This is a genomic window from Prevotella sp. TF12-30, assembly GCF_003436715.1.
Lineage (GTDB): Bacteria > Bacteroidota > Bacteroidia > Bacteroidales > Bacteroidaceae > Prevotella > Prevotella copri_A.
In genome coordinates, this window is record NZ_QSQJ01000002.1 from 56,626 (window position 1) to 76,102 (window position 19,477).

At 47.3% G+C, this 19,477-nt stretch carries 10 protein-coding genes and 1 pseudogene; 3 read left to right on the forward strand and 8 right to left on the reverse strand.

Features of this window, described 5'->3' with window-relative positions; translation table 11 throughout:
• Nucleotide 1 precedes the first annotated feature (1 nt).
• Complete coding sequence (locus DXD25_RS01430; protein ID WP_117661455.1) at nt 2–6,028, reverse strand: RHS repeat domain-containing protein; 6,027 nt, start codon at nt 6,026–6,028, stop codon at nt 2–4.
• A gap of 1,057 nt (nt 6,029–7,085) precedes the next feature.
• Here DXD25_RS01430 and DXD25_RS01435 point away from each other — a divergent pair.
• A pseudogene (locus DXD25_RS01435) lies at nt 7,086–7,190 on the forward strand (helix-turn-helix domain-containing protein); the annotation flags it as partial.
• 100 nt (nt 7,191–7,290) lie between these two features.
• Here the strand turns inward: DXD25_RS01435 and DXD25_RS01440 are convergent.
• Together DXD25_RS01440 and DXD25_RS01445 are read right to left on the reverse strand one after the other, a co-directional pair.
• Nucleotides 7,291–9,270 (reverse strand): OPT family oligopeptide transporter, encoded by a 1,980-nt coding sequence (locus DXD25_RS01440; protein ID WP_117661457.1) that lies wholly within the window; start codon nt 9,268–9,270, stop codon nt 7,291–7,293.
• Between the two features lie 136 nt (nt 9,271–9,406).
• Nucleotides 9,407–10,276 carry an aldose 1-epimerase family protein gene (locus DXD25_RS01445; protein WP_117661458.1) on the reverse strand — a complete coding sequence of 290 codons (870 nt, stop codon included), beginning with the start codon at nt 10,274–10,276 and terminating at the stop codon, nt 9,407–9,409.
• A 298-nt stretch (nt 10,277–10,574) separates the two neighbouring features.
• Between DXD25_RS01445 and DXD25_RS01450 the strand changes: the two genes are divergently transcribed.
• Nucleotides 10,575–11,453 carry a DMT family transporter gene (locus tag DXD25_RS01450; RefSeq protein WP_117661459.1) on the forward strand — a complete coding sequence of 293 codons (879 nt, stop codon included), beginning with the start codon at nt 10,575–10,577 and terminating at the stop codon, nt 11,451–11,453.
• 150 nt (nt 11,454–11,603) lie between these two features.
• On the opposite strand, the gene DXD25_RS01455 is transcribed toward DXD25_RS01450, so the two are convergent.
• The 3 genes from DXD25_RS01455 to DXD25_RS01465 form a co-directional block, all read right to left on the reverse strand.
• Nucleotides 11,604–12,515 (reverse strand): LysR family transcriptional regulator, encoded by a 912-nt coding sequence (locus DXD25_RS01455; protein ID WP_117661460.1) that lies wholly within the window; start codon nt 12,513–12,515, stop codon nt 11,604–11,606.
• 122 nt (nt 12,516–12,637) lie between these two features.
• Entirely contained in the window at nt 12,638–14,077 is a 1,440-nt protein-coding gene (locus tag DXD25_RS01460) for a threonine/serine exporter ThrE family protein (protein ID WP_370453397.1), read from the reverse strand.
• A 19-nt stretch (nt 14,078–14,096) separates the two neighbouring features.
• Complete coding sequence (locus DXD25_RS01465) at nt 14,097–15,785, reverse strand: putative transporter (RefSeq protein ID WP_117661461.1); 1,689 nt, start codon at nt 15,783–15,785, stop codon at nt 14,097–14,099.
• A gap of 299 nt (nt 15,786–16,084) precedes the next feature.
• Here DXD25_RS01465 and mnmA point away from each other — a divergent pair, with 299 nt between their 5' ends.
• Nucleotides 16,085–17,212, forward strand: a complete 1,128-nt coding sequence (gene mnmA, locus DXD25_RS01470) for a tRNA 2-thiouridine(34) synthase MnmA (RefSeq protein ID WP_117661541.1) — start codon at nt 16,085–16,087, stop codon at nt 17,210–17,212.
• A gap of 104 nt (nt 17,213–17,316) precedes the next feature.
• Here the strand turns inward: mnmA and DXD25_RS01475 are convergent, their stop codons facing one another.
• Entirely contained in the window at nt 17,317–17,802 is a 486-nt protein-coding gene (locus DXD25_RS01475) for a low molecular weight protein-tyrosine-phosphatase (RefSeq protein ID WP_117661462.1), read from the reverse strand.
• Nucleotides 17,803–18,128: 326 nt separating this feature from the next.
• Nucleotides 18,129–19,457: an inositol-3-phosphate synthase gene (locus tag DXD25_RS01480; RefSeq protein WP_117661463.1), complete on the reverse strand. Its 1,329-nt coding sequence runs from the start codon at nt 19,455–19,457 to the stop codon at nt 18,129–18,131.
• Between the last annotated feature and the right edge of the window lie 20 nt (nt 19,458–19,477).

Below are 19,477 nucleotides of genomic sequence, written 5' to 3' on the forward strand. Positions count from 1 at the left end.
GCTATTTAAATAATTGATTAATAAATTCTTGGGGGTTCTTTACCTTGACTATGTCTTTAGGATGTTTTCTAGAAACTTTATCTAACAGATGTTTCAATGTGGAAGGACTTATTACTTTATCTTTGTAATTATAGCTTCCACCGAAATCTTGCATAGGAGTTATTTCTTCTGCAGGGACAAGAGGATTACTTTGCTTATAGTTTACCCCTTCTATCGATTTTGTCGTACAGTTATTGGTGAAGATATTGTATTCGTCTACAACCTTTGCATCTGGATTATTCTTTATTTTTTTTGTAGTACTTTTGGTTTTTGTTCCACTTCCCCATATTTCATCAAAGAAAGAAGCTATATCTTTATCGCTTCCTTTTTCTATTGTGTAAATTGAGATGTTTCTTTTTTTTGAAAACTCATTTAAATATTCTCTTGCTTGTTTTCCTGTTTTTCTGACAAGCACACCTTCACCTGTAGGCGTAAATTGATGTAAAATGCTGCCAGAACTACCTAAAGCCCCATACCTTCCATATGTATATACAATAGTGTTTCTGCCTTCTCCTATTGTGACAAAGGTATGTCCTAGTCCATTTGTTTCTATGTAAATGCGTGGCCTTAACCCATCAAGGTCTAAGTATTTTATAGGATTATTTATACTGTAAATATAAGGATTTATACTACAGTATTTCTCTGCTAATTTGTCCACTCTATCCCAATTACCCTTGGCTGCATCATACATTCTTGCCCCATGGTCATACCAATCCAAGCCCGAAGTATGGTCAAACTCCTTGCCTATGTACTTGTTTCTTTGCAATTCCGAGTTGTATGTCAGGTCGCCATATACTCCTCCAAATGGGTAGTAATGGTTTACCTGCTCAACCGTACCATTCTCATTCACTACCATGCGGATGCTTCCGAGATGGTCTTTCTCGTAATAGTGGTATGTAGGATTGAGGTTACTGTCGAATGAGCAATAGCCACCCTCAAACTGATACTTGCTCAGCTTGCCATCTTCAAATATGAAGTCACCGATATAGTCCGTTGTATTGGTTGTGAGAGCCTCATGTATGGTTCTCAACTTACTGCCACCAGCATCATAGACATACTTTGTCTTGAAACCATTGTTGAAGGTAATGCAGCTAAGATTATCCAACACATCGTATTCTATCTTACTGATTCCCTTATTCAAGTCTTTCGTCAAAGCTCCGTTGGCATTGTAGAAGTATTCCGTACTCTCACTTGCTCCATCCTTGAAGTCGAACGAACCATCATAAAGCAAGCTTCCTGCCTTGTCAGAAATACTCTGTATCTGGTTGCCACGGTATTGATAGGTCAAGTCATCAATGAGCCCAAATGTCCCATTGTTCTTCTTGCCATATCTCTGCAAGCGTTCGATAGAGCCATTAGGGGAGTATTGAGGAATATACTCAGAATATCTGTCCTTGTTTTGGCTCATGGCTGTTCCCTCTGCGTAAGCAGAAGCAGTGAGCCTGTTCAGACCATCGTACTCGAAATCATATCCCCTAAGTACATTGTCATAGGTGTTCTGCCATTGCATACGACTGATGTTGCCGTTGTAGCAAGGAGTTTCACTACCACTTTCATATTTGAGCGATTCCTTAAACCTATCTGATGCTGTTAACACCAGCCAGTTGCGAATGTTGTATTCGTGCGTGATAGTTCCTGCATTGCCACTTCTTTTGGTGGAAACAAGCCTGCCCAGGTCATCATATTGGTATGATGCAACCGCCTTGTCACCATTGCCTGCATTCAATGTGATGGTTTCTATCTTGTCATTATACTTATTGTAGCGATTCTTTTGAGTAATAGTCTTGTCAACTCCACTCTTTTTGATTTGTGTCACCATTGTCTGAGGATTCTTTGTAAAGGAATAAGTTGTCTTTTGGCACAGCAAGGCATCATCTTGCACTGTTTGCCGTGTTTCAACTATTAAACCTTCTTGGTTATGGTAGATGGCTGCCACATGAAATTTACCGTCAGTGTCTCTACTGATAGTTCCCGTGAGCATGCCCTTGCTAAAGCTTTCCTTTGTGTCGGACGCTGTGGAAGCGAGGCTTTGGGAGGTGCTTTGCTTGACAAGTTGTCCATCCAGAAAACGATGGTCGTCATAATAGTTGACAACGTACAACTGTCCGTTCATTAAGCCTAAGTTGTTCGTTGTAACATAACCGCTACTAAACAAGCCCGAATTGCCCCCACGATATTGAGCAACAGCAGATGGGCAAGAGGCATTGATGGCTGTTGTGCTACTTTGAACTATTTGTCGCCCCATTTCGTCATACAGATAGAACATGTACACACCTTTTTTCCTCATCTCCCCATCCTGTGAGAACATGAGATTGTCGGCATTGTCATACCACAGTTGCTGGTACTCACAACCAGGCAACCGTTTCCAAACGCATCTGCCTCGCTTGTCATAGCGATATTCATAGGCGAATTTCTCCATATCAGCCTCCTCTTGATAAGACGGAGAAAGGACAAAGCGCAAATCGCCCAAGTCGTTATATACATAATAAGTGTCAATATAGTCACCTTGTCCTATTTGTCTTTTCAGAACTATCCGCCCCTGACTGTCTGTAAAAGTTTTCACTTGTTTTCCGTCCTCATCCGTTATGGTCTCTTCCATAAGTGAGTTGGCAGAGTAATAACCAGATAAAAGAATAGAACTTGCAGTCGCAGTGTAAAGTTTGACCACGTTAGCAGCATTGAGACAAACATTTCTCTTTTGGGCATGAGAAGCCGTATTCCATTTCTCACCTGGTCCTGTTGTGGAAACAGAAAAGAGATTGCTACCATACACATAAGTCATATATGGACTAGCATCCGTATAGGCATTGACGGCACGAGACTCTATGTCAGACAAGGCCACGTTTCTGATAGATGAGGACAAGATGGCTGGAAGCCAGGTTCTCATCGCTCGGTGCATGCCATCATACTCCGTGAAGCCTTGGGCAGTGTTCCCCTTAGTGCCAAGCCCGGTTGTTGCATTACTAATCTCCCTGCCCAATCCATCCGTGAAGGAAAAGTCATCAATGTAATTATTGGAAGATGCATCCAGCATGGTTCTCTTTTGCACATAATTGTGTGTAGATGCCGAACCATTGTTGTAATAATAAGAATAAGACTGAATAGTCTTGCCTTGTGTATCCTTGACGGCAGACAATCTTCCCAATACATCATAGCTATAATAAGTTTTCTCTCCAGATGGTTCCTCACGGGATGTTATACCCACTAGTGGCTGATAGTTGTATAGAGTGCACATACCACCGAGACTTTGAACTTTTTGTTTGATGGTTTGCAAGTCAGACACGCTAGGCGTCAAAGCATTTTCAACCCTAGTTATATTTGCATATACAGAAGAAAGAGATGTGTAGGAAACCCCATCTATCAAAGCTACTGGCAACTGATGTCTATATCCCCAGACGATAGTGAACTTTCTTACATTGTCCTGGCTAAGCGAACGCGGATTTCCATTCGAGTCAAAAGAATCGTATGTAAATCTCTTTTCTAGAGCATTAGCTTCTCTAGAAATACTATACGATGTCTCTTGCAACTTGGCATTGACAAAGGCATGGCCGTATTCCTTGTTTGAAACACATAAGTTGTTCTTAATTATTTTTTCACCAAGCACTATGTCTATTTGATGGCGAGAAAGCATTTGATTGACGGTAGACATGCTTGTTGATTCCAAGTTTGAGGCATTGAACGGATAGGTGTAATGTGTGAGAAGGGATTTTCCGTCGCTGCACTCACGCTCTACAACCGTAGGCTTGAAACTTCGATAGTCGCTGTCATACAGATATGACTCGGTGACTTGCTCACCGATTTCGTAATTGATGGAGGACTTGCTCTGTAAAATGTAAAATGTCGGTATGGCATAGACATCGTGATAATGGAAGGAATTAACAAATTCTGCCCTTGAAGGATACGGGACATAAGTATCCCCAGCTTGATTGGAAAAATAGACAACTTCAACATCGTCCTTAGACACACGTACTCCCACAGGAAAGTCATCCTTTACAACTTTCTTGTAGTTATATGAGGTGCTACTTATTGTACTTTGTTTTCCTTCGACGAATTGATAATGAACTTCACTTAGAAGAAGTGGTTGTGGAAATCCTGTATCACAGTTGTACAATTCTGAGTAGAACCTAGGATAATCATAGTTGTCAGTTCCTGGGCAACGATTGTCATTCTGCATCGCATCTGTGTATAGACTTGTAGTTTTGCCGCAAAGATTACCGTTCTTATCATAATAAGAACGATTCACGTTTCTGTAAAAGACTGGTGTGCCGCTCCAGCCAGACAGAGGAAGAATGGGTGAACTTTGGCTAACGACATGTTCGTCGCTATCCCATTCTGTTGCTGAGCAATGAAGATGCATTTCACGATAGTAATAGTAGTATGTGGAATAGCGGAATAAATCCTCAGAAATTTGTAAGTATTGACTTCCACCATCTGGATAGTCGAAAACTTCACGATTGAGGACTTCGCCTTGATAAGTGTTTGAAATTTCCTTTACTCGGATTCCACCACACATCCCTGTGGCAACATTTCCCTCATAGGTAAACGAGGAGGAGCCTCCCGTAGGGTAGGTAATGCTGGTCAGAATGCCATGTTGTGCATATTGAGCGTCTGGTGTTCTGTCCGTACCACCGATACTAGCATCTGCCATGTATTCTGTTGGTACAGCATGTACCGAGTTCGTTCCATTGTAATATCCCCAATAATCCTCATGGAAACGAATGGTAGAAAGGTCGTTTATGTTCATATAATCAGGCAAAGCATTCATGTTATAGGAAAAGAAATATTTGACGGGATTTGTTCCTGTCGCAGCCCCATTCATGGTAATGCCCTTGAGAAGCATCCGTTTGCCACGCAAGGATGTTCCTAGATATCCAGTGTTATCAAGGGACACTGTATTGATGATATTACCTAGATCATTTTTAACTAGTATTTGGGTAAGTCTTTCTCTTTGTAACTGATATTCAGGACGGTCGCTATTGTAAGTAAATTCAATTCGGTTTCCGTTCCATATGATTGAGGTCAAGAGAGGAACAGCATAATTTACATTGGTCTTGTTGATGGCATATTCGGCGATTGGCCCTGATATCGGTACATATGGCATATTATTACCAACATTTTCTTCGTCCCAGTCGTAATATATGCCAGAATGTTGATATTCGGAGGCAAATGTTTGGTAATATACGGAAGTCTTGTCATAAGAAAATGTTATGGTATCGCACTTCATGGGCGTGACAATACTTGTCAAATGACAAGCTGAACGATGACCGTATCCAAGACCACCTACCATTTCTACTTTGAGAAAGAAGTATTGTGTGCCATCCCCATCAGTAATCTTGAATCCACTTTCTAGTTCTTCTATCTTGATAGGCTCATACGGAATGGTTTTGATGCTCATGTCGGTATAGTCATAACGAAAGCATCCATTATGACCATTAAAATTGTATTGATACCTATCCGACTCAGTGTCTATGGTTCCACTACCATTGGCAATTTCTCTAAAAGAATTGGCAGGAATTGTCGTGGATTGCAATAGCTTCTTTAGCTCACTGGCAGACTTGATGGTTTGGCTAGAAAAGTCATCCCTTGCACCATTTTTACTGCAACCTATCACACCACCTGCATTGAGAACCCACCCAAGTCCAACGGGACTAGCCACATCGTTAACTTTGATACCTGATGCATGGTAGCTAATGGAAATCGGGATACGAACACCATCCCATTCTATGGTATAGATAGGAATGTCTATATTGGGAATCCCTGTGGCAGGACTGACTGGAAACTCTGTATACTTGAGCAAACTAGCAGTTTGTGGGGATTGTGGTGTATAGCGACCAATGGCATCCAGCGTGCCATCTTCATTTCTCATGGTCTTCTTGTGCTTGCGGCCCAAAGAATCCAGCTGTAAGCTGTCTGGCTTACTCTGAGAATATGCATTTGGCACCACCATAAGTAAAAATACCAATAAAAAAATACTAAAATACTTACTCATAGGCGAACGGACGATAAAAGGTGATTAATGTTTATTAACTTGTGGCAAAGTTAAGGAAAAATACGCAATGTTGTATTTCGCTCAGATGTAAATTATAAAAAATTAACTGTCGAGCTTTAAGACGGTAACTACTCTTTTACCTTTGCACCCTGAATCAAGTAACATGGATTTGGTTAATTGGTGTTAAGGTGTACTATTAACTAGGGTGTCCAGTTCTATGTTCCAATATTAACTCACTTGTTTGAGAGTTTTGGTTCGTTTATAGTAAAATGATAGATCTGGTCGCAAATTGCGACTGGTTTAATAACTTGAAGCTCTTTACGGCTCGTTCATATACATACACAGAACTTATATCCAACAACTCATCGCCCACCAGCTGATTTACGCTTGCACAACAGGTGTTGGGCGAGCGCATAACAGCTGATATGCAAGCGCACAACAGCTGTTGTGCGGCTGAAGATATAGGCTTCTCCGGCTTATAACATTAATTCTTCCGGCAACAAGTAAAGGTTACTCCGAAGACTTCTTACGTTAAACCGATGCAACAATGATAGCACTTACAAGGCACGATGATAGTACTGACGATGCGTAAAGCAGCTTGTAGCGATTATTGCCTCACAATGGCACAACATTGCCCCTTACCAGGGCAATAATCTGCCATTGCCTGGCACAAAACGATACGTCGGGAGTTTTTTTATAAAAGCACCACTCTTCTTTTTACTCTTCACTCTTCACCAAATCGGCTGAAACCCCGATAAACACTGGGGTTGCGAGAGGTGAAGAGTTACGTACCACTCTTCACCACTCTTCACCTTCGGATTGCGCACGGAATTGAAACGGAAGCTCGCCCTGTTCGGTTGGGGGGCTGAAACCACTTTTTTTATGTCCCACAGATTTCATAGATTTACACAGATTTTTCGGTAAGCGGCTCCGGGTGAAGAGTGGTGAAGAGTGGTGAAGAGTGGCGTAAGCTCTTCACCTGTGCAAGTTTTTAAGTTACAGGTATTTATGCCCTTTCGGTGAAGAGTGAAGAGTGTTTTTGAAAGTGGCTTACTATTCCGAAGTGAGCTATATGGTGGGCTTCAGCAGTCCTAGCTATTTCACAAAATGTTTCCAGAAGCAGTTTGGCATGAAACCTGCCGAATTTGCTGAAATGGGATAAACGGGAATGGGATAAAAAAAGAAAAAGAGAACATTGCAAAACGCGATGTTCTCTTTTTTGTTTTTATTCTTTTTAATCAGATTATTCTTTCTGAATCAGATTATTTCTTCGTTGCTCTGATGAAGAAGCCGATCAGGCAGATGTAGGCGATGAGCGAGCAGACCTCAGACATTGGGTTCGCCCACCAGCTGTCTGCGATGCTGGCCTCTACGCCGCCAAACTTCAGCAGGGCGCTAACTACACCCATCAAGGCTCCACCGGCGATGAAACCGCTGGCGATGAGTGTACCCTTCTCGCCACGCTCTGCATTCACCTTGGCATCCTTGCTGCGTGAAGTAACATACCAGTTGATGGCACCACCTACCAGCAGCGGAACGTTCAGTTCCAGCGGAATAAACATACCCAGGGCAAAAGCCAGGGCTGGAATCTTGAAGTAAGTGAGCACGATGGCAATCACGGCTCCGATGCCGTAGAGAACCCAAGGTGCACCCACACCATTCATCAGCGGGTCGATGACCGCAGCCATCGCATTCGCCTGAGGTGCAGCCAGAGAGCCGGAAGCGAATCCGTAGGTCTCGTTGAGCAGCATCATCACGCCGCCCACGGTAGCCGCACTCACCAGGGTGCCGAGGAATTTCCATCCCTCCTGCTTCTTAGGCGTAGTGCCCAGCCAGTAACCAATCTTCAAATCGGTGATGAACGAACCTGCCACAGAGAGAGCGGTACAAACCACACCACCCATAATCAGGGCGGCAAGCATTCCGCCAGGACCTCTCAAACCTACTGCCACCATCACCACAGAGGCGAAGATGAGCGTCATCAGGGTCATTCCCGATACAGGGTTGGAACCCACGATGGCGATGGCATTGGCTGCCACGGTGGTGAAGAGGAAGGCGATGGCTGCCACCAGCAGGATGGCGATGACGGCGAAGAGCAGATTGCCATCCATCACACCAAACCAGAAGAAGAGGAAGGTGATGAGGATGGTGACGAGCGAACCGATGGCGATGATCTTGAAAGAAATGTCGCGCTGGGTACGCTTCACGTTCTCATCCACATCGCTCTTGCCCTTCAGCTCCTTGGCGGCAAGTCCTACGGCGCTCTTGATGATGCCCCAGCTCTTGATGATGCCGATGATACCTGCCATGGCGATACCGCCGATACCGATGCTGCGGGCGTAGGCACGGAAGATTTCCTCCGGACTCATGGCTCCCACAGTCTTCACGATGCTAGGATCCCAGGCGCTGAGCACGCTGTCGTGGAAGATGACGCTCATGCCTGGCACAATCAGCCACCATACCACGAGCGAACCCAGGCAGGTGAAGAATGCGTATTTCAATCCGATGATGTAACCCAATCCCAATACGGCTGCACCTGTGTTCACTTTGAACACGAGCTTCGCCTTGTCGGCAAGGTCGCATCCCAGACTTACCACACGGGAAGTGAAGTTCTCGTTCCACCATCCCAGACTGGCTACGATGAAATCGTAAAGACCACCCACCAGTCCGGCGATGAGCAGGGGCTTAGCCTGGTCGCCACCCTTGGCTCCGCTCACCAACACCTGCGTGGTGGCTGTAGCTTCAGGGAACGGATATTTTCCGTGCATGTCGCTTACGAAGTACTTGCGGAAAGGTATGAGGAACAGGATTCCCAACACGCCTCCCAGGGCAGAAGCCATGAAAATCTTCATAAACGAAGTAGTCATCTCCGGATATTTAGCCTGCAGGATGTAGATGGCTGGCAGGGTGAAGATGGCTCCTGCCACTACGGCACCTGAGCAGGCTCCGATGCTCTGGATGATGACGTTCTCGCCCAGCGCCTTGATTCGCTTGGTGGCGGTACTTACGCCCACGGCGATGATGGCGATTGGGATGGCTGCCTCGAACACCTGACCCACCTTCAAGCCCAGATAGGCTGCGGCGGCAGAGAAGATGACGGCCATCACGATACCCCAAGTCACCGACCATCCGTTTACCTCGGGATAAACCTTGTCTGGCGACATCAGCGGCTTGTATTCCTCCCCATCCTTGAGTTCGCGGAATGCGTTCTCGGGGAGCTGCAAATTATCTTTTTCTTCCATAGTTTATTTACTTTGAACTTTGAACATTGAGCTTTGAACTTTATGAAATGCCCTACCTTTAAGAAATAGCCCTAAATTTCAGCAGGAAAACTAATCATAAAGTTCAAAGTTCAAAACTCAAAGTTCAATGTTTATATTATTTTTCTATTCTGATGATGTATTCACTCATGAAGCTGGCACCTGGCTGCAGGCTGTTCATCATGTACTTATCCTTGAATTCGCCGGTGTATTCTGCCCAGTCGCAAGTACCGAACCAAGGTTCGATGCAGACGAATGGAGCGTGGTTGCCTGGATTCCAGACACCTACGGCTGGAGTCTTGAACTCTACGGTTACGTGTGGCTCGCCCTTCTCGTTGAGCAGGGAAATCTGCTTTACCTGACTCTTGTCGAAGATGTAGGCATCGTCTGCGAATGATTCGTCTGTTACCTCCAGGATACCGTTGTCGGTCTGGACCGTCTCGCGAGCGTTAGGGTCGATGCAGCCTCCGATGGTAGCGAAGAGACGGGTAGGAGCCTCGTTGTCGAGCTTGAGGAATGCCTTCAGCTTCTCTCCCTTCTTGCAGCCTGGTACCTTGAATGCAGGGTGACCGCCAATCTGGAAGTAGATTACCTTGTCGTCGGTATTCTCAACGTGCCAGATAACGTGGAGTTCGTTGCCGGCAAGGCGATAGGAAACGGCGAGGTTGAAGTGGAATGGATAGTTCTCGAAGGTCTCCTCGTTGTCGATGAGGGCGAAGGTAAGACGGTCGCCGGTCTTGCCAACGAGCTTGAAATCTACGAGTTTGCCAAAGCCGTGACGTGGCAGGGAGTATTCCTTGTCGCCGATGCGGTAAACGCCCTTCCACAATCCGCCTACGATAGGGAAGAGGAGAGGAGACTGTCCGCCCCAGAATTCCTTGTCGCCATCCCAGAGATATTCGTTACCATCAGCATCCTTGATGCTCTTGAGTTCTGCTCCGTGCGCTGAAATTTCAACGGTGAGCTGATCGTTTTTAATTTGTTCCATAGTTACAAATGTTTATTGTTTAGTATCATATTGATTTCTGCTTTGCTACATAATCTTTGCAAAGATACGATTTATTTTGATAAAGAGCAAGAATCGGGCTGATTTTCTCAAAGATGGCAAGAGATTTATACGATTTTGTTAGTTTCTCTCGAAAAAATACAGTACTTTTGCAGCTCGAAATAAATTCTCAGAATAGATTCTCGATATTGATTCTCAGAATAGATTCTCGAAAGAAATGATATTATATAATAAGGTATAAGAAAAAACTTAGTAAAATAAAAAAAGCATTTTTAGTTCAATGACAAGCAGTAATAAAGTTAAGGGCTTTGCGGCGGGTGTTGTAGCCGCCGTGTGTTATGGTACCAATCCTTTGGGTACGTTGGAACTTTATGGGGATGGATTCAATTCCAGTTCGGTACTCATCTACCGCTATCTCCTGGCTGTGGCGATGTTTGCCGTGGTGATGCTGTTCCGCAAGGAGAGTTTCAAGGTAAAGTGGGGACACTTGATCCGACTCGCTACGCTGGGTTGCATGTTCTCTCTTTCTTCTGCCACGCTCTATGTGAGTTTCCACTACATGGCGGCAGGTATTGCCAGTACCATCCTCTTCGTCTATCCGATTATGACGGCGATTCTGATGACGGTATTCTTCCATGAGAAGGTGACGTGGTCCACCACCCTGGCTATCCTCCTGGCTGTATCGGGTGTGGGCTTGCTTTATCAGGGCGATGGAAACGATAAGTTGAGCACGGCTGGTTTTGCGCTGGTGATGTGTTCTTCCCTGCTCTATGCGCTCTATATCATCTCCGTGAACCAATGGAAGAATCCGGGAATGTCGAACATCAAGTTCACCTTTTACATCCTGTTGTTCGGACTCATCACGATGTTCGTCTATTCGTTTATCGCAGGCGAGAAGATTCAGATGCTGCAGACTCCTATGCATTGGCTCTATGCTGTCCAGCTGGCGTTGTTGCCAACGGTACTGTCGCTCTTCTTCATGACGATTTCCATCAATCTCATCGGCAGTACTCCTGCTGCCATCATGGGAGCGTTGGAGCCTGTAACGGCAGTTATCATCGGCGTCTGTATCTTCGGCGAGAGTTTCTCCTTCCAGCTTGCCATCGGCATCCTTGCTATCCTGGCTGGTGTCACGATTATTATTGCCAGGAAGAAGTAACCTTTTCTTTTGGGATGAATTATAAAAATATGAGTATAAAAATCAAGGCTGTCTCCGCAATCAAGTCGGAGACAGCCTTTTTTAGATTGAATTATAATCTTACCCTTTATTCTTCTTATTTTATTTTCTTTATCAGAATCATCTTTTTCTTTATCTCAGAATATCCTTCAGCGCAAAATTGGCGAGGATGCTGGTGCTCTGGCTCAGCATGCGGATGAACTCCTGCGCCGAGTTCTTCATGTACGCATCCTTCAGAATGTGGATGCAGCCATCCATCTCGTTGTCGGCAGCATCTATCGGAATTGCTCTCATGCCTTTCTCCAGGATTGTGGTGGATTCAGAAAGTACCGTTACCAGATTGCTGCGATGCAAGAGGTCGAAGATGATGTTCACATTATTCACCTCTACCATGATCTTGAAGTCGAGATCCTTGCCCTCTATCAGGTAATCGAAGGCGTTGCGAGCCTGCAGCCCCTTGCATGGAAGGATGAGGTCGTAGCGCTCCAGCTCAGAGAGCTTCACCGATGAGAGACGCGCCAGGGGATGATTCTCGTTCACAATCGCCGCCAGGCGGTTGCTGAAGATGGCTCTACTGTCTATCGCCTTGTCTGTCTTGATTGGCTTGAAGGCAAGCACAAGGTCGAGCTCACGCTTCTTCAAGCCATCCATCAGCTCCTGCATCGAACGGTACTGGATGTTCAGCTTCACGTGAGGATAAGCATGGAGGAAGGCGATGAGCGTTTCTGCCATGATGTTGCTGAAGGAGTAGGTGACGCCGATGTTCAGTTCGCCGGTGAGCATCTCCTTCAGGTCGTTCATGTGGTCAACGCATGCCATGGTGCAGTTTACGGCATTCTGGGCATAGGGAAGAAGCTCCTTTCCTGCCTCGGTGAGATAAACCTCGTGCGAGTTACGTTCGAAGAGCGGCAAGCCTATTTCCTGTTCCAGATGCGAAATCTGCTGCGAGAGGGTACTCTGCGTGATGTAGAGCTTGCGCGATGCCTCCGAGAAATTGAGCGTCTCGGCTACCTTCAGAAAATATTTGAGTTGTCGTATTTCCATTTTCCTTTTTTCACTAGTCTTATAATTACGCGTGCAAAGATAAAACTTTTATTTTAATTAGCCCTGCTTTCGGGCAAAATAATCAGATAAATCCTGTAATCTGTGAGAGATGAAAAACAATCTTACTTGATTTCCACTTCGTGCAGATCCACGAATTCGCCATTCTTCTTCTTTCTCTCCACCAGCATGTTGAGCAGCTTGCGCTTGCGGTTGTCGGCGATGAAGCGGCGGAAGAATACATTAGGAATGGCTACACCCAGGGCGATGCAGATGATGGCGAGCGAAGCCTTGATCAGGTTGTTCATTCCCACGGTTACCTCGCCTACCACGCCGTGCATGTCGATGAAGGCAAACAGGGCACGATACATCAAGACTCCAGGTACCATCGGGATGACACTAGGAATGGTGATGCATTGGTGAGGGGTGTGGAACCAGTGGCGTGCCTTGATTACGATGATGCTGATGAGCGCAGAACCGGCAAGCGAACCGATGCTCAAGCCCATGTCGAGACCGATGTTGCCATTGGATGGACCCAGGTTGACGAAGTTGCGGAAGCAAACGGCGATGATACCGCCCACAGCCACAGCTGGCAACAGGCGTCTTGGAATGCTGAAGATGGTAGAGAAGCCCATGGCTGATACGGCTGCCGCGATGGCGAACTCCCAGTATTCGTGGTGAGGAGTCATGGTGAGATCCTTCACGAAGTTGTCGATGTGGCAAACCTGGATGGCGAAGGCAATACCGAATGCCATGGCAAAGAGCATCAGCAGGGTGTTCAGGGCACGAACCATTCCCAACTCGATGTAGCCGTCGAGCATGTCGCTCACGAAGTTGATCAGTGGAACTCCCGGCACGATGAAGAGGGCGCACGCCATCAATGGGTGCCAAGGGGTAGCCGAATGCATGAAGCCCGGAAGGGCGGCTGCGATGGCTGGATTGAGCGAAAGGAAGGAGGTGAGCCACGCTATCAGCGTTGCCACGAATGCCGCAATACCGATGGCTACATAGTTGTTGCAGCCCTTGGTAGGCAGGAACATTCTCAGGCGGAAGCCCAGGATGGCTGCCAGGGAACAGAAGAAGAATGCTGGCCAGTCGCAACCGAACTGGATGCAGAATCCGCCGCAGGCAAATCCGCCGCCGATGGCTACCTGCCAAGGGGTGAAGCTGCGTGGAGTGGCCTTGATATCGTTGAGTGCCTGCTCATACTGTTCGAGCGAATAGTTTTCCTTGATGGCTTGCCAGGTGAGCTTGCTTACCTGCGAAATGGAGGTAAGGTTGATGCCGTGCTTTTCGCAACGCTGGAATTTGGAGAAGGAATGCTCCTCGTCGCTGTAGTTCACCATCAGCACATTCCAGTTGATGTAAAGGTGCATGTAGCGTTCGTCGAGACCGAGGAACGCTGCAGCACGCTTCATCGTACGCATAATGCGCGAGGTGTCGGCAGCACTCTCCATGAGAATGCTGCCTGTACGTAATAATAAGTCGAGTTTCCTTCTGAGTTCAGTTTCTGCGATTTCCTTGCAGGTGTTCTTGCTGTTGTCTGCGCAATCGCAGATTTTCATGTTTTTTTCTGTCATATATTTATCCGAATACGAAAATGATGATCTGAATGGTTACGATTCTGAGGAACATGGCGAAAGGATAAACATTCGCATAGCCTACAGATGGTGCATCTGCTGATGTCTGCTCACGTACGTAAGCCAGGGCAGATGGATTGGTGTTGGCGCCTGCCAGCACTCCGAGCAATGTATAATAGTTGATGTGGAACACGTATCTTCCGATGATGCCGCCCACGATGATTGGAATCATGGTGATGGCGATGCCATAGAGAATCCAGGTCATTCCGCTTTCTGATGCCACGGTCTGGATAAACTGTTCGCCGGTGCCCAGTCCCACGCAAGCCAGGAAGATGCAGATACCGATTTCACGGAGCATCAGGTTGGCTGAGATGGTGTTGTAGGTCACGAGGTTGTACTTCGGACCGAAATAACCTATCAGGATGGCAACTACCAGAGGGCCGCCGGTCAAACCGAGACGCAGGTTCTCGTTGATGCCTGGGATGAAGAATGGAATGTTTGCCACGATGCAACCCAGCATGATGCCCAGGAAGATAGGAATCAGGTTAGGGTAGTTGAGGCGCTTCATCTGGTTACCCAAAACTTTCTCGGTATGGGCGATGGCAAGCTCGGTACCTACCACGGTAACACGGTCGCCCAGCTGCAGCTTCAGCTGTGGAGTGGCAATCAAGTCCACACCATTGCGGTTAACACGGGTGATGTTGGCGCCGAGGCTTGAACGGATCTGAAGCTGGCTGATGCTCTTGCCGTTGATGCCTGGCTTGGTGATGCGGATGCGGCGGGTAATCAAGTCCTCGCCAAACTTCTCCTCGCTCACCTGCACCTTCTCGCCGAGCAGGGCGATGACTGGCTCTTCTACGGTAGGGTTGGCTACAATCTGCAGGATGTCGCCCTCGTTAATCTGGGTCTGTCCGTTTACCACCTCATCGTGCTTGTCGCTATCTTTGCGGATAATCTTTGAAACCATGAAGTCGCGCTTCAGAATTTCTCTCATCTGCTTGATGGTGTCGCCGAATACCATCTGGTTGGTCACCTTTACAGAGAAGGTGTTCAGGGTCATCGCCTCCAGGTGTCCCATACCGCGCTTGGCTTCAGCTTCCTCTTCGCTCTTGTTGATGCGCAGCGCATACCTTAATATAATAAAGGAGAGGATGACGCCGAGCACACCCATAGGGTAGGCGATGGCGTAGCCGGCTGCGATAGAAGGGGCGTCGATGTGGCGCAGGTCGCTGAATGCCTGCTGGGCAGCACCGAGTCCCGGGGTGTTGGTAACGGCACCCGAGAGGATACCTGCCATAGAGGTGATGGATGTTCCCGAGAACGAGAAGATGGCAAGGGTGGTGACGATACTCAGCGCTACTACGATGATGCTGAGCAGGTTGAGGCTCTTGCCGCCATTCTTGAACGAAGCGAAGAAACCAGGTCCTACCTCCAGACCGATGGAATAGACGAAGAGAATCAATCCAAACTCCTTGAGGAAGTGGAGCAGATGCTCATCGAGATTGAGAGAGAAGTGACCGAAGATGAGGCCGATGAAAAGAATCCATGCCAATCCGAGAGAAACTCCCTTTACTCTCAATTTTCCTAAACTCAAACCCAAGGTGATGACCAACGCCAAGATCATCACGGAGTGGGCTACTCCGCCTCCCCATAGGTCAGGGAAGCCATAAAACAGATTTTTTAAGATATCCATGTTCTTATATTAAACTATGTTATTGATTTTTACTATAACCGCATTTCTCTGATTTTCGATTGCAAAGGTATGGATAAAATCGAAAGCAAAAAAGAATTGGCGTTGGAATGAGTCGATTTCTGCTATTGAAAATTTCGATAGAAGAAGGAGCAGACAACGGGGAGAATGTAGCGCAAGAGAAAACATTTAGGCGAAATATGAGATTTTTCGACATAAGATGGCGGATTTTCGCAGAATTTGTTGTAACTTTGCCTTCAGAATTGAATAATAGCGAATAGACAATGGATAATAACAATAAGATGATAACGGATACTCCGAGAGAGAAGGAACTGGAGACTAGAGACGAGCTCTTCCTTGCCGAGGTAAAGGACAAGCGAGTGGCCGTGCTGCTTTCGGGCGGCGTGGATAGTTCGGTAGTGGTATGGGAGTTTGCCCGACTGGGCCTGCACCCTGACTGCTTCTATATCAAGATAGGACCGGAAGAAAAGGAGGAATGGGACTGCTCTTCAGAGGAAGACCTGGAGATGGCTACTGCCGTGGCACGCAAGTATGGCTGCAAGCTGCAGGTAATTGACTGCCATCAGGAATACTGGAACGAGGTGACTCGCTACACCATGGATAAGGTGAAGGCTGGATTCACCCCGAACCCTGATGTGATGTGCAACCGACTCATCAAGTTTGGTGCCTTCGATGAGAAGATGGGCCACAACTACGACCTCATCGCCACAGGTCATTATGCGCAGACCGAAACGGATGAAAACGGCGACAAATGGCTCGTTACGAGTCCTGACCCCGTAAAGGATCAGACCGATTTTCTGGCTCAGATAGAGAGTTGGCAATTACGAAAAGCGATTTTCCCTATCGGTCATCATATCAAAAATGAAATTCGTGAGATAGCCGAAGAGGAACATCTCATTAATGCCAAGCGCAAGGATAGTCAAGGAATTTGCTTCCTGGGACAGATCAACTATAACGATTACATCCGCCGATACCTGGGCGAGAACCCGGGCGACGTGATAGAGATGGAGACGGGCAAGCGAATCGGCACCCACAAGGGCTTGTGGTTCCATACCATCGGCCAGCGCAAGGGACTGGGCTTCGGCGGCGGACCTTGGTTCGTAATCAAGAAGGATGTGGAGAAGAACATTCTCTACGTGAGTCACGGCTACGACCCTCAGACGGCGTACAAGAAGGATTTCCCGCTTCAGGATTTCCATTTCCTCACCCGCGAGGTGTCGATGCAGAAGGTAACGTTCAAGATTCGCCATACGCCGGAGTATCATCCAGCCACTATCGAAAAACTCGAAGATGGCCGCTGGATGATACATTCAGAAGAGGCGATCCACGGCGTGGCTCCCGGCCAGTTCTGCGTGGTGTATGATGAGAATCATCATCGCTGCTATGGTTCGGGGGAAATTACTGTATAAATATAATAAGGTGGAATTGTTATTCAGCGTAATCCGATGAATAAAATCTATGAAGAAACGAAAAAAGGATGTGTCATGGAGTTATGGCACATCCTCTTTTTTTGTTATCCTTCTACGAGGCTGTTCAGTAATCCCTGGCAGGCATCTTCCAGGAGCGTGATAACCAGCTCAAAGTCGCTGTAGTCGCCATAGTATGGGTCGGGCACGGTGGTGTATTCACGATGGTGGGTCAGAAAATCAGCCATGCGCACCACCTTGTCCTTGTCTGCCTGGCAGGAAGCCATGGAGGTGATGGCGCGGTAGTTCTCGTTGTCCATTACTACGATGGTTTTGAATCTCCCGAAATCGGATTTCTGGAACTGGCGGGCGTGACTGTTGAAATTGTAGCCATGCTCGGCTCCGCATTTTCTCATGCGGCTGTCGGGCAGCTGACCCACGTGCCAGTTTCCTATTCCCGCAGAATCAATTTCAAACTCATCCTGCAACCCTGCTTTTTCTACCAGGCTCTTCATGATGCCCTCGCCGGCAGGCGAACGGCAGATGTTGCCCAGGCAAATGAATAATACCGTATGTTTACCTTTCTTTGTCATTCTTCTGATATTTATTAAATGTTTGTCAATATTTGCAAGTAAACTCCATATGCTCTGAAAGTATGCTCCATCCCTTGCAAGTAAGCTCCACACGCCCTGAAAGGGCAGAAGCTCCTAGCCCAGGGCAACGCCCTGGGTTGTTCGGCGTTATAAACATACGCCCTGTAAGGGCAAAAGCTTTAAAGTGTTGGTAATGAAGCTTTTGCCCTTACAGGGCGCCTTGATGGTTGCTGTTTGTACCCAGGGTGTTGCCCTGGGCTAGGAGCTTCTGCCCTTTCAGGGCGTGTGGGTGAAATCATCCACTTCAGTCCTTTATCGGAAAAATCTTAGTCGATTTCCTCGTCAGCCTCGTAACCGCCCATCTCGCGGATGGCGTTCTTCAGCATGGTGTATTGCTGGTAGAGGTTGTTCACAGCCTCTTCGCCCTTGGTGTAGTCGTGCATTGGCGCCTTGAGGAAGAAGCTCAGGAAGCGCTGGGTGCCGTAACGGCCGGCACGGGCAGCAAGGTCGCTCAGCAGACAGAGGTCGAGCAGCAATGGAGCTGCAAGGATAGAGTCGCGGCAGAGGAAGTTGATCTTGATCTGCATTGGGTAACCCATCCATCCGAAGATGTCGATGTTGTCCCAGCCCTCCTTGTTGTCGTTGCGAGGTGGATAATAGTTGATGCGTACCTTATGATAATACTGGGTGTCCTCGTCGTTGCCGTGGCCATAGAGGTCTGGCTGCTCCTCTGGCTTCAGGATAGTCTCCAGGGTAGAGAGCTTGCTCACCTCCTTGGTGTGGAAGTTGGCTGGCTCATCGAGAACGAGACCGTCGCGGTTGCCCAGGATATTGGTAGAGAACCATCCGTTCAAGCCCAGGCAGCGGGTGCCGATGATAGGAGCGAAACCACTCTTCACGAGGGTCTGACCGGTCTTGAAGTCCTTGCCTGCGATAGGCATCTGGGTCTTCTCAGCGAGTTCCCACATGGCAGGAATGTCAACCGTAGTATTAGGAGCACCCATGATGAAAGGAGCACCCTCGGTAAGGGCAGCGTAGGCATAGCACATGGATGGAGCGATGTGCTGGCGGTCGTCAGCCTTCATCGCAGCCTCGAGAGCTGCCAATGTGCCGTGAATCTCCATGTCCACCGGTACGTAGATTTCTGTAGATGCAGCCCATGCAACAACGATGCGAGAGCAGCCGTTCTTCTCCTTGAAGTCTCGGATGTCCTGGCGCAGCGCCTCTACCATCTCCCAGCGGGTCTTGCAGTCCTTCACGTTGTCGCCGTCCAGGCGCTTGGCGTAGTTCTTGTCGAATGCAGCCTTCATCGGAACAATCTGTTCCAGCTCCTCGCGCACAGGGTTGATGTCCTTCTCCTTCAAAACCTCGGCATACATGGCAGCCTGATAGGCATTCTGAGGATAGACATCCCAGGTGCCGAATACGATGTCGTTGAGGTTGGCAAGAGAAACGATGTCCTTGTAGTGCAGATACTTCTTGTCTGCGCCCTTGCCCACACGAATCTTGTCGTACTGAGTCATTGAGCCTACTGGCTTGGTAAGTCCCTTGCGGGCCATCAGCACACCTGTCATGAATGTAGTAGATACTGCACCACAACCTACAACCATAATACCCAGCTTGCCATCAGCTGGTTTAACATTGTTCTGTTCCATTTCTAATGAATTATTAAGTC

Bases quoted from the DNA above. Each gene is read 5' to 3' on its own strand.
- DXD25_RS01430 (WP_117661455.1), bottom strand. From the start codon at position 6,028: ATGAGTAAGTATTTTAGTATTTTTTTATTGGTATTTTTACTTATGGTG.
- mnmA (WP_117661541.1), top strand. From the start codon at position 16,085: ATGATAACGGATACTCCGAGAGAGAAGGAACTGGAGACTAGAGACGAG.
- DXD25_RS01440 (WP_117661457.1), bottom strand. From the start codon at position 9,270: ATGGAAGAAAAAGATAATTTGCAGCTCCCCGAGAACGCATTCCGCGAA.
- DXD25_RS01455 (WP_117661460.1), bottom strand. From the start codon at position 12,515: ATGGAAATACGACAACTCAAATATTTTCTGAAGGTAGCCGAGACGCTC.
- DXD25_RS01475 (WP_117661462.1), bottom strand. From the start codon at position 17,802: ATGACAAAGAAAGGTAAACATACGGTATTATTCATTTGCCTGGGCAAC.
- DXD25_RS01445 (WP_117661458.1), bottom strand. From the start codon at position 10,276: ATGGAACAAATTAAAAACGATCAGCTCACCGTTGAAATTTCAGCGCAC.
- DXD25_RS01460 (WP_370453397.1), bottom strand. From the start codon at position 14,077: ATGAAAATCTGCGATTGCGCAGACAACAGCAAGAACACCTGCAAGGAA.
- DXD25_RS01465 (WP_117661461.1), bottom strand. From the start codon at position 15,785: ATGGATATCTTAAAAAATCTGTTTTATGGCTTCCCTGACCTATGGGGA.
- DXD25_RS01450 (WP_117661459.1), top strand. From the start codon at position 10,575: ATGACAAGCAGTAATAAAGTTAAGGGCTTTGCGGCGGGTGTTGTAGCC.
- DXD25_RS01480 (WP_117661463.1), bottom strand. From the start codon at position 19,457: ATGGAACAGAACAATGTTAAACCAGCTGATGGCAAGCTGGGTATTATG.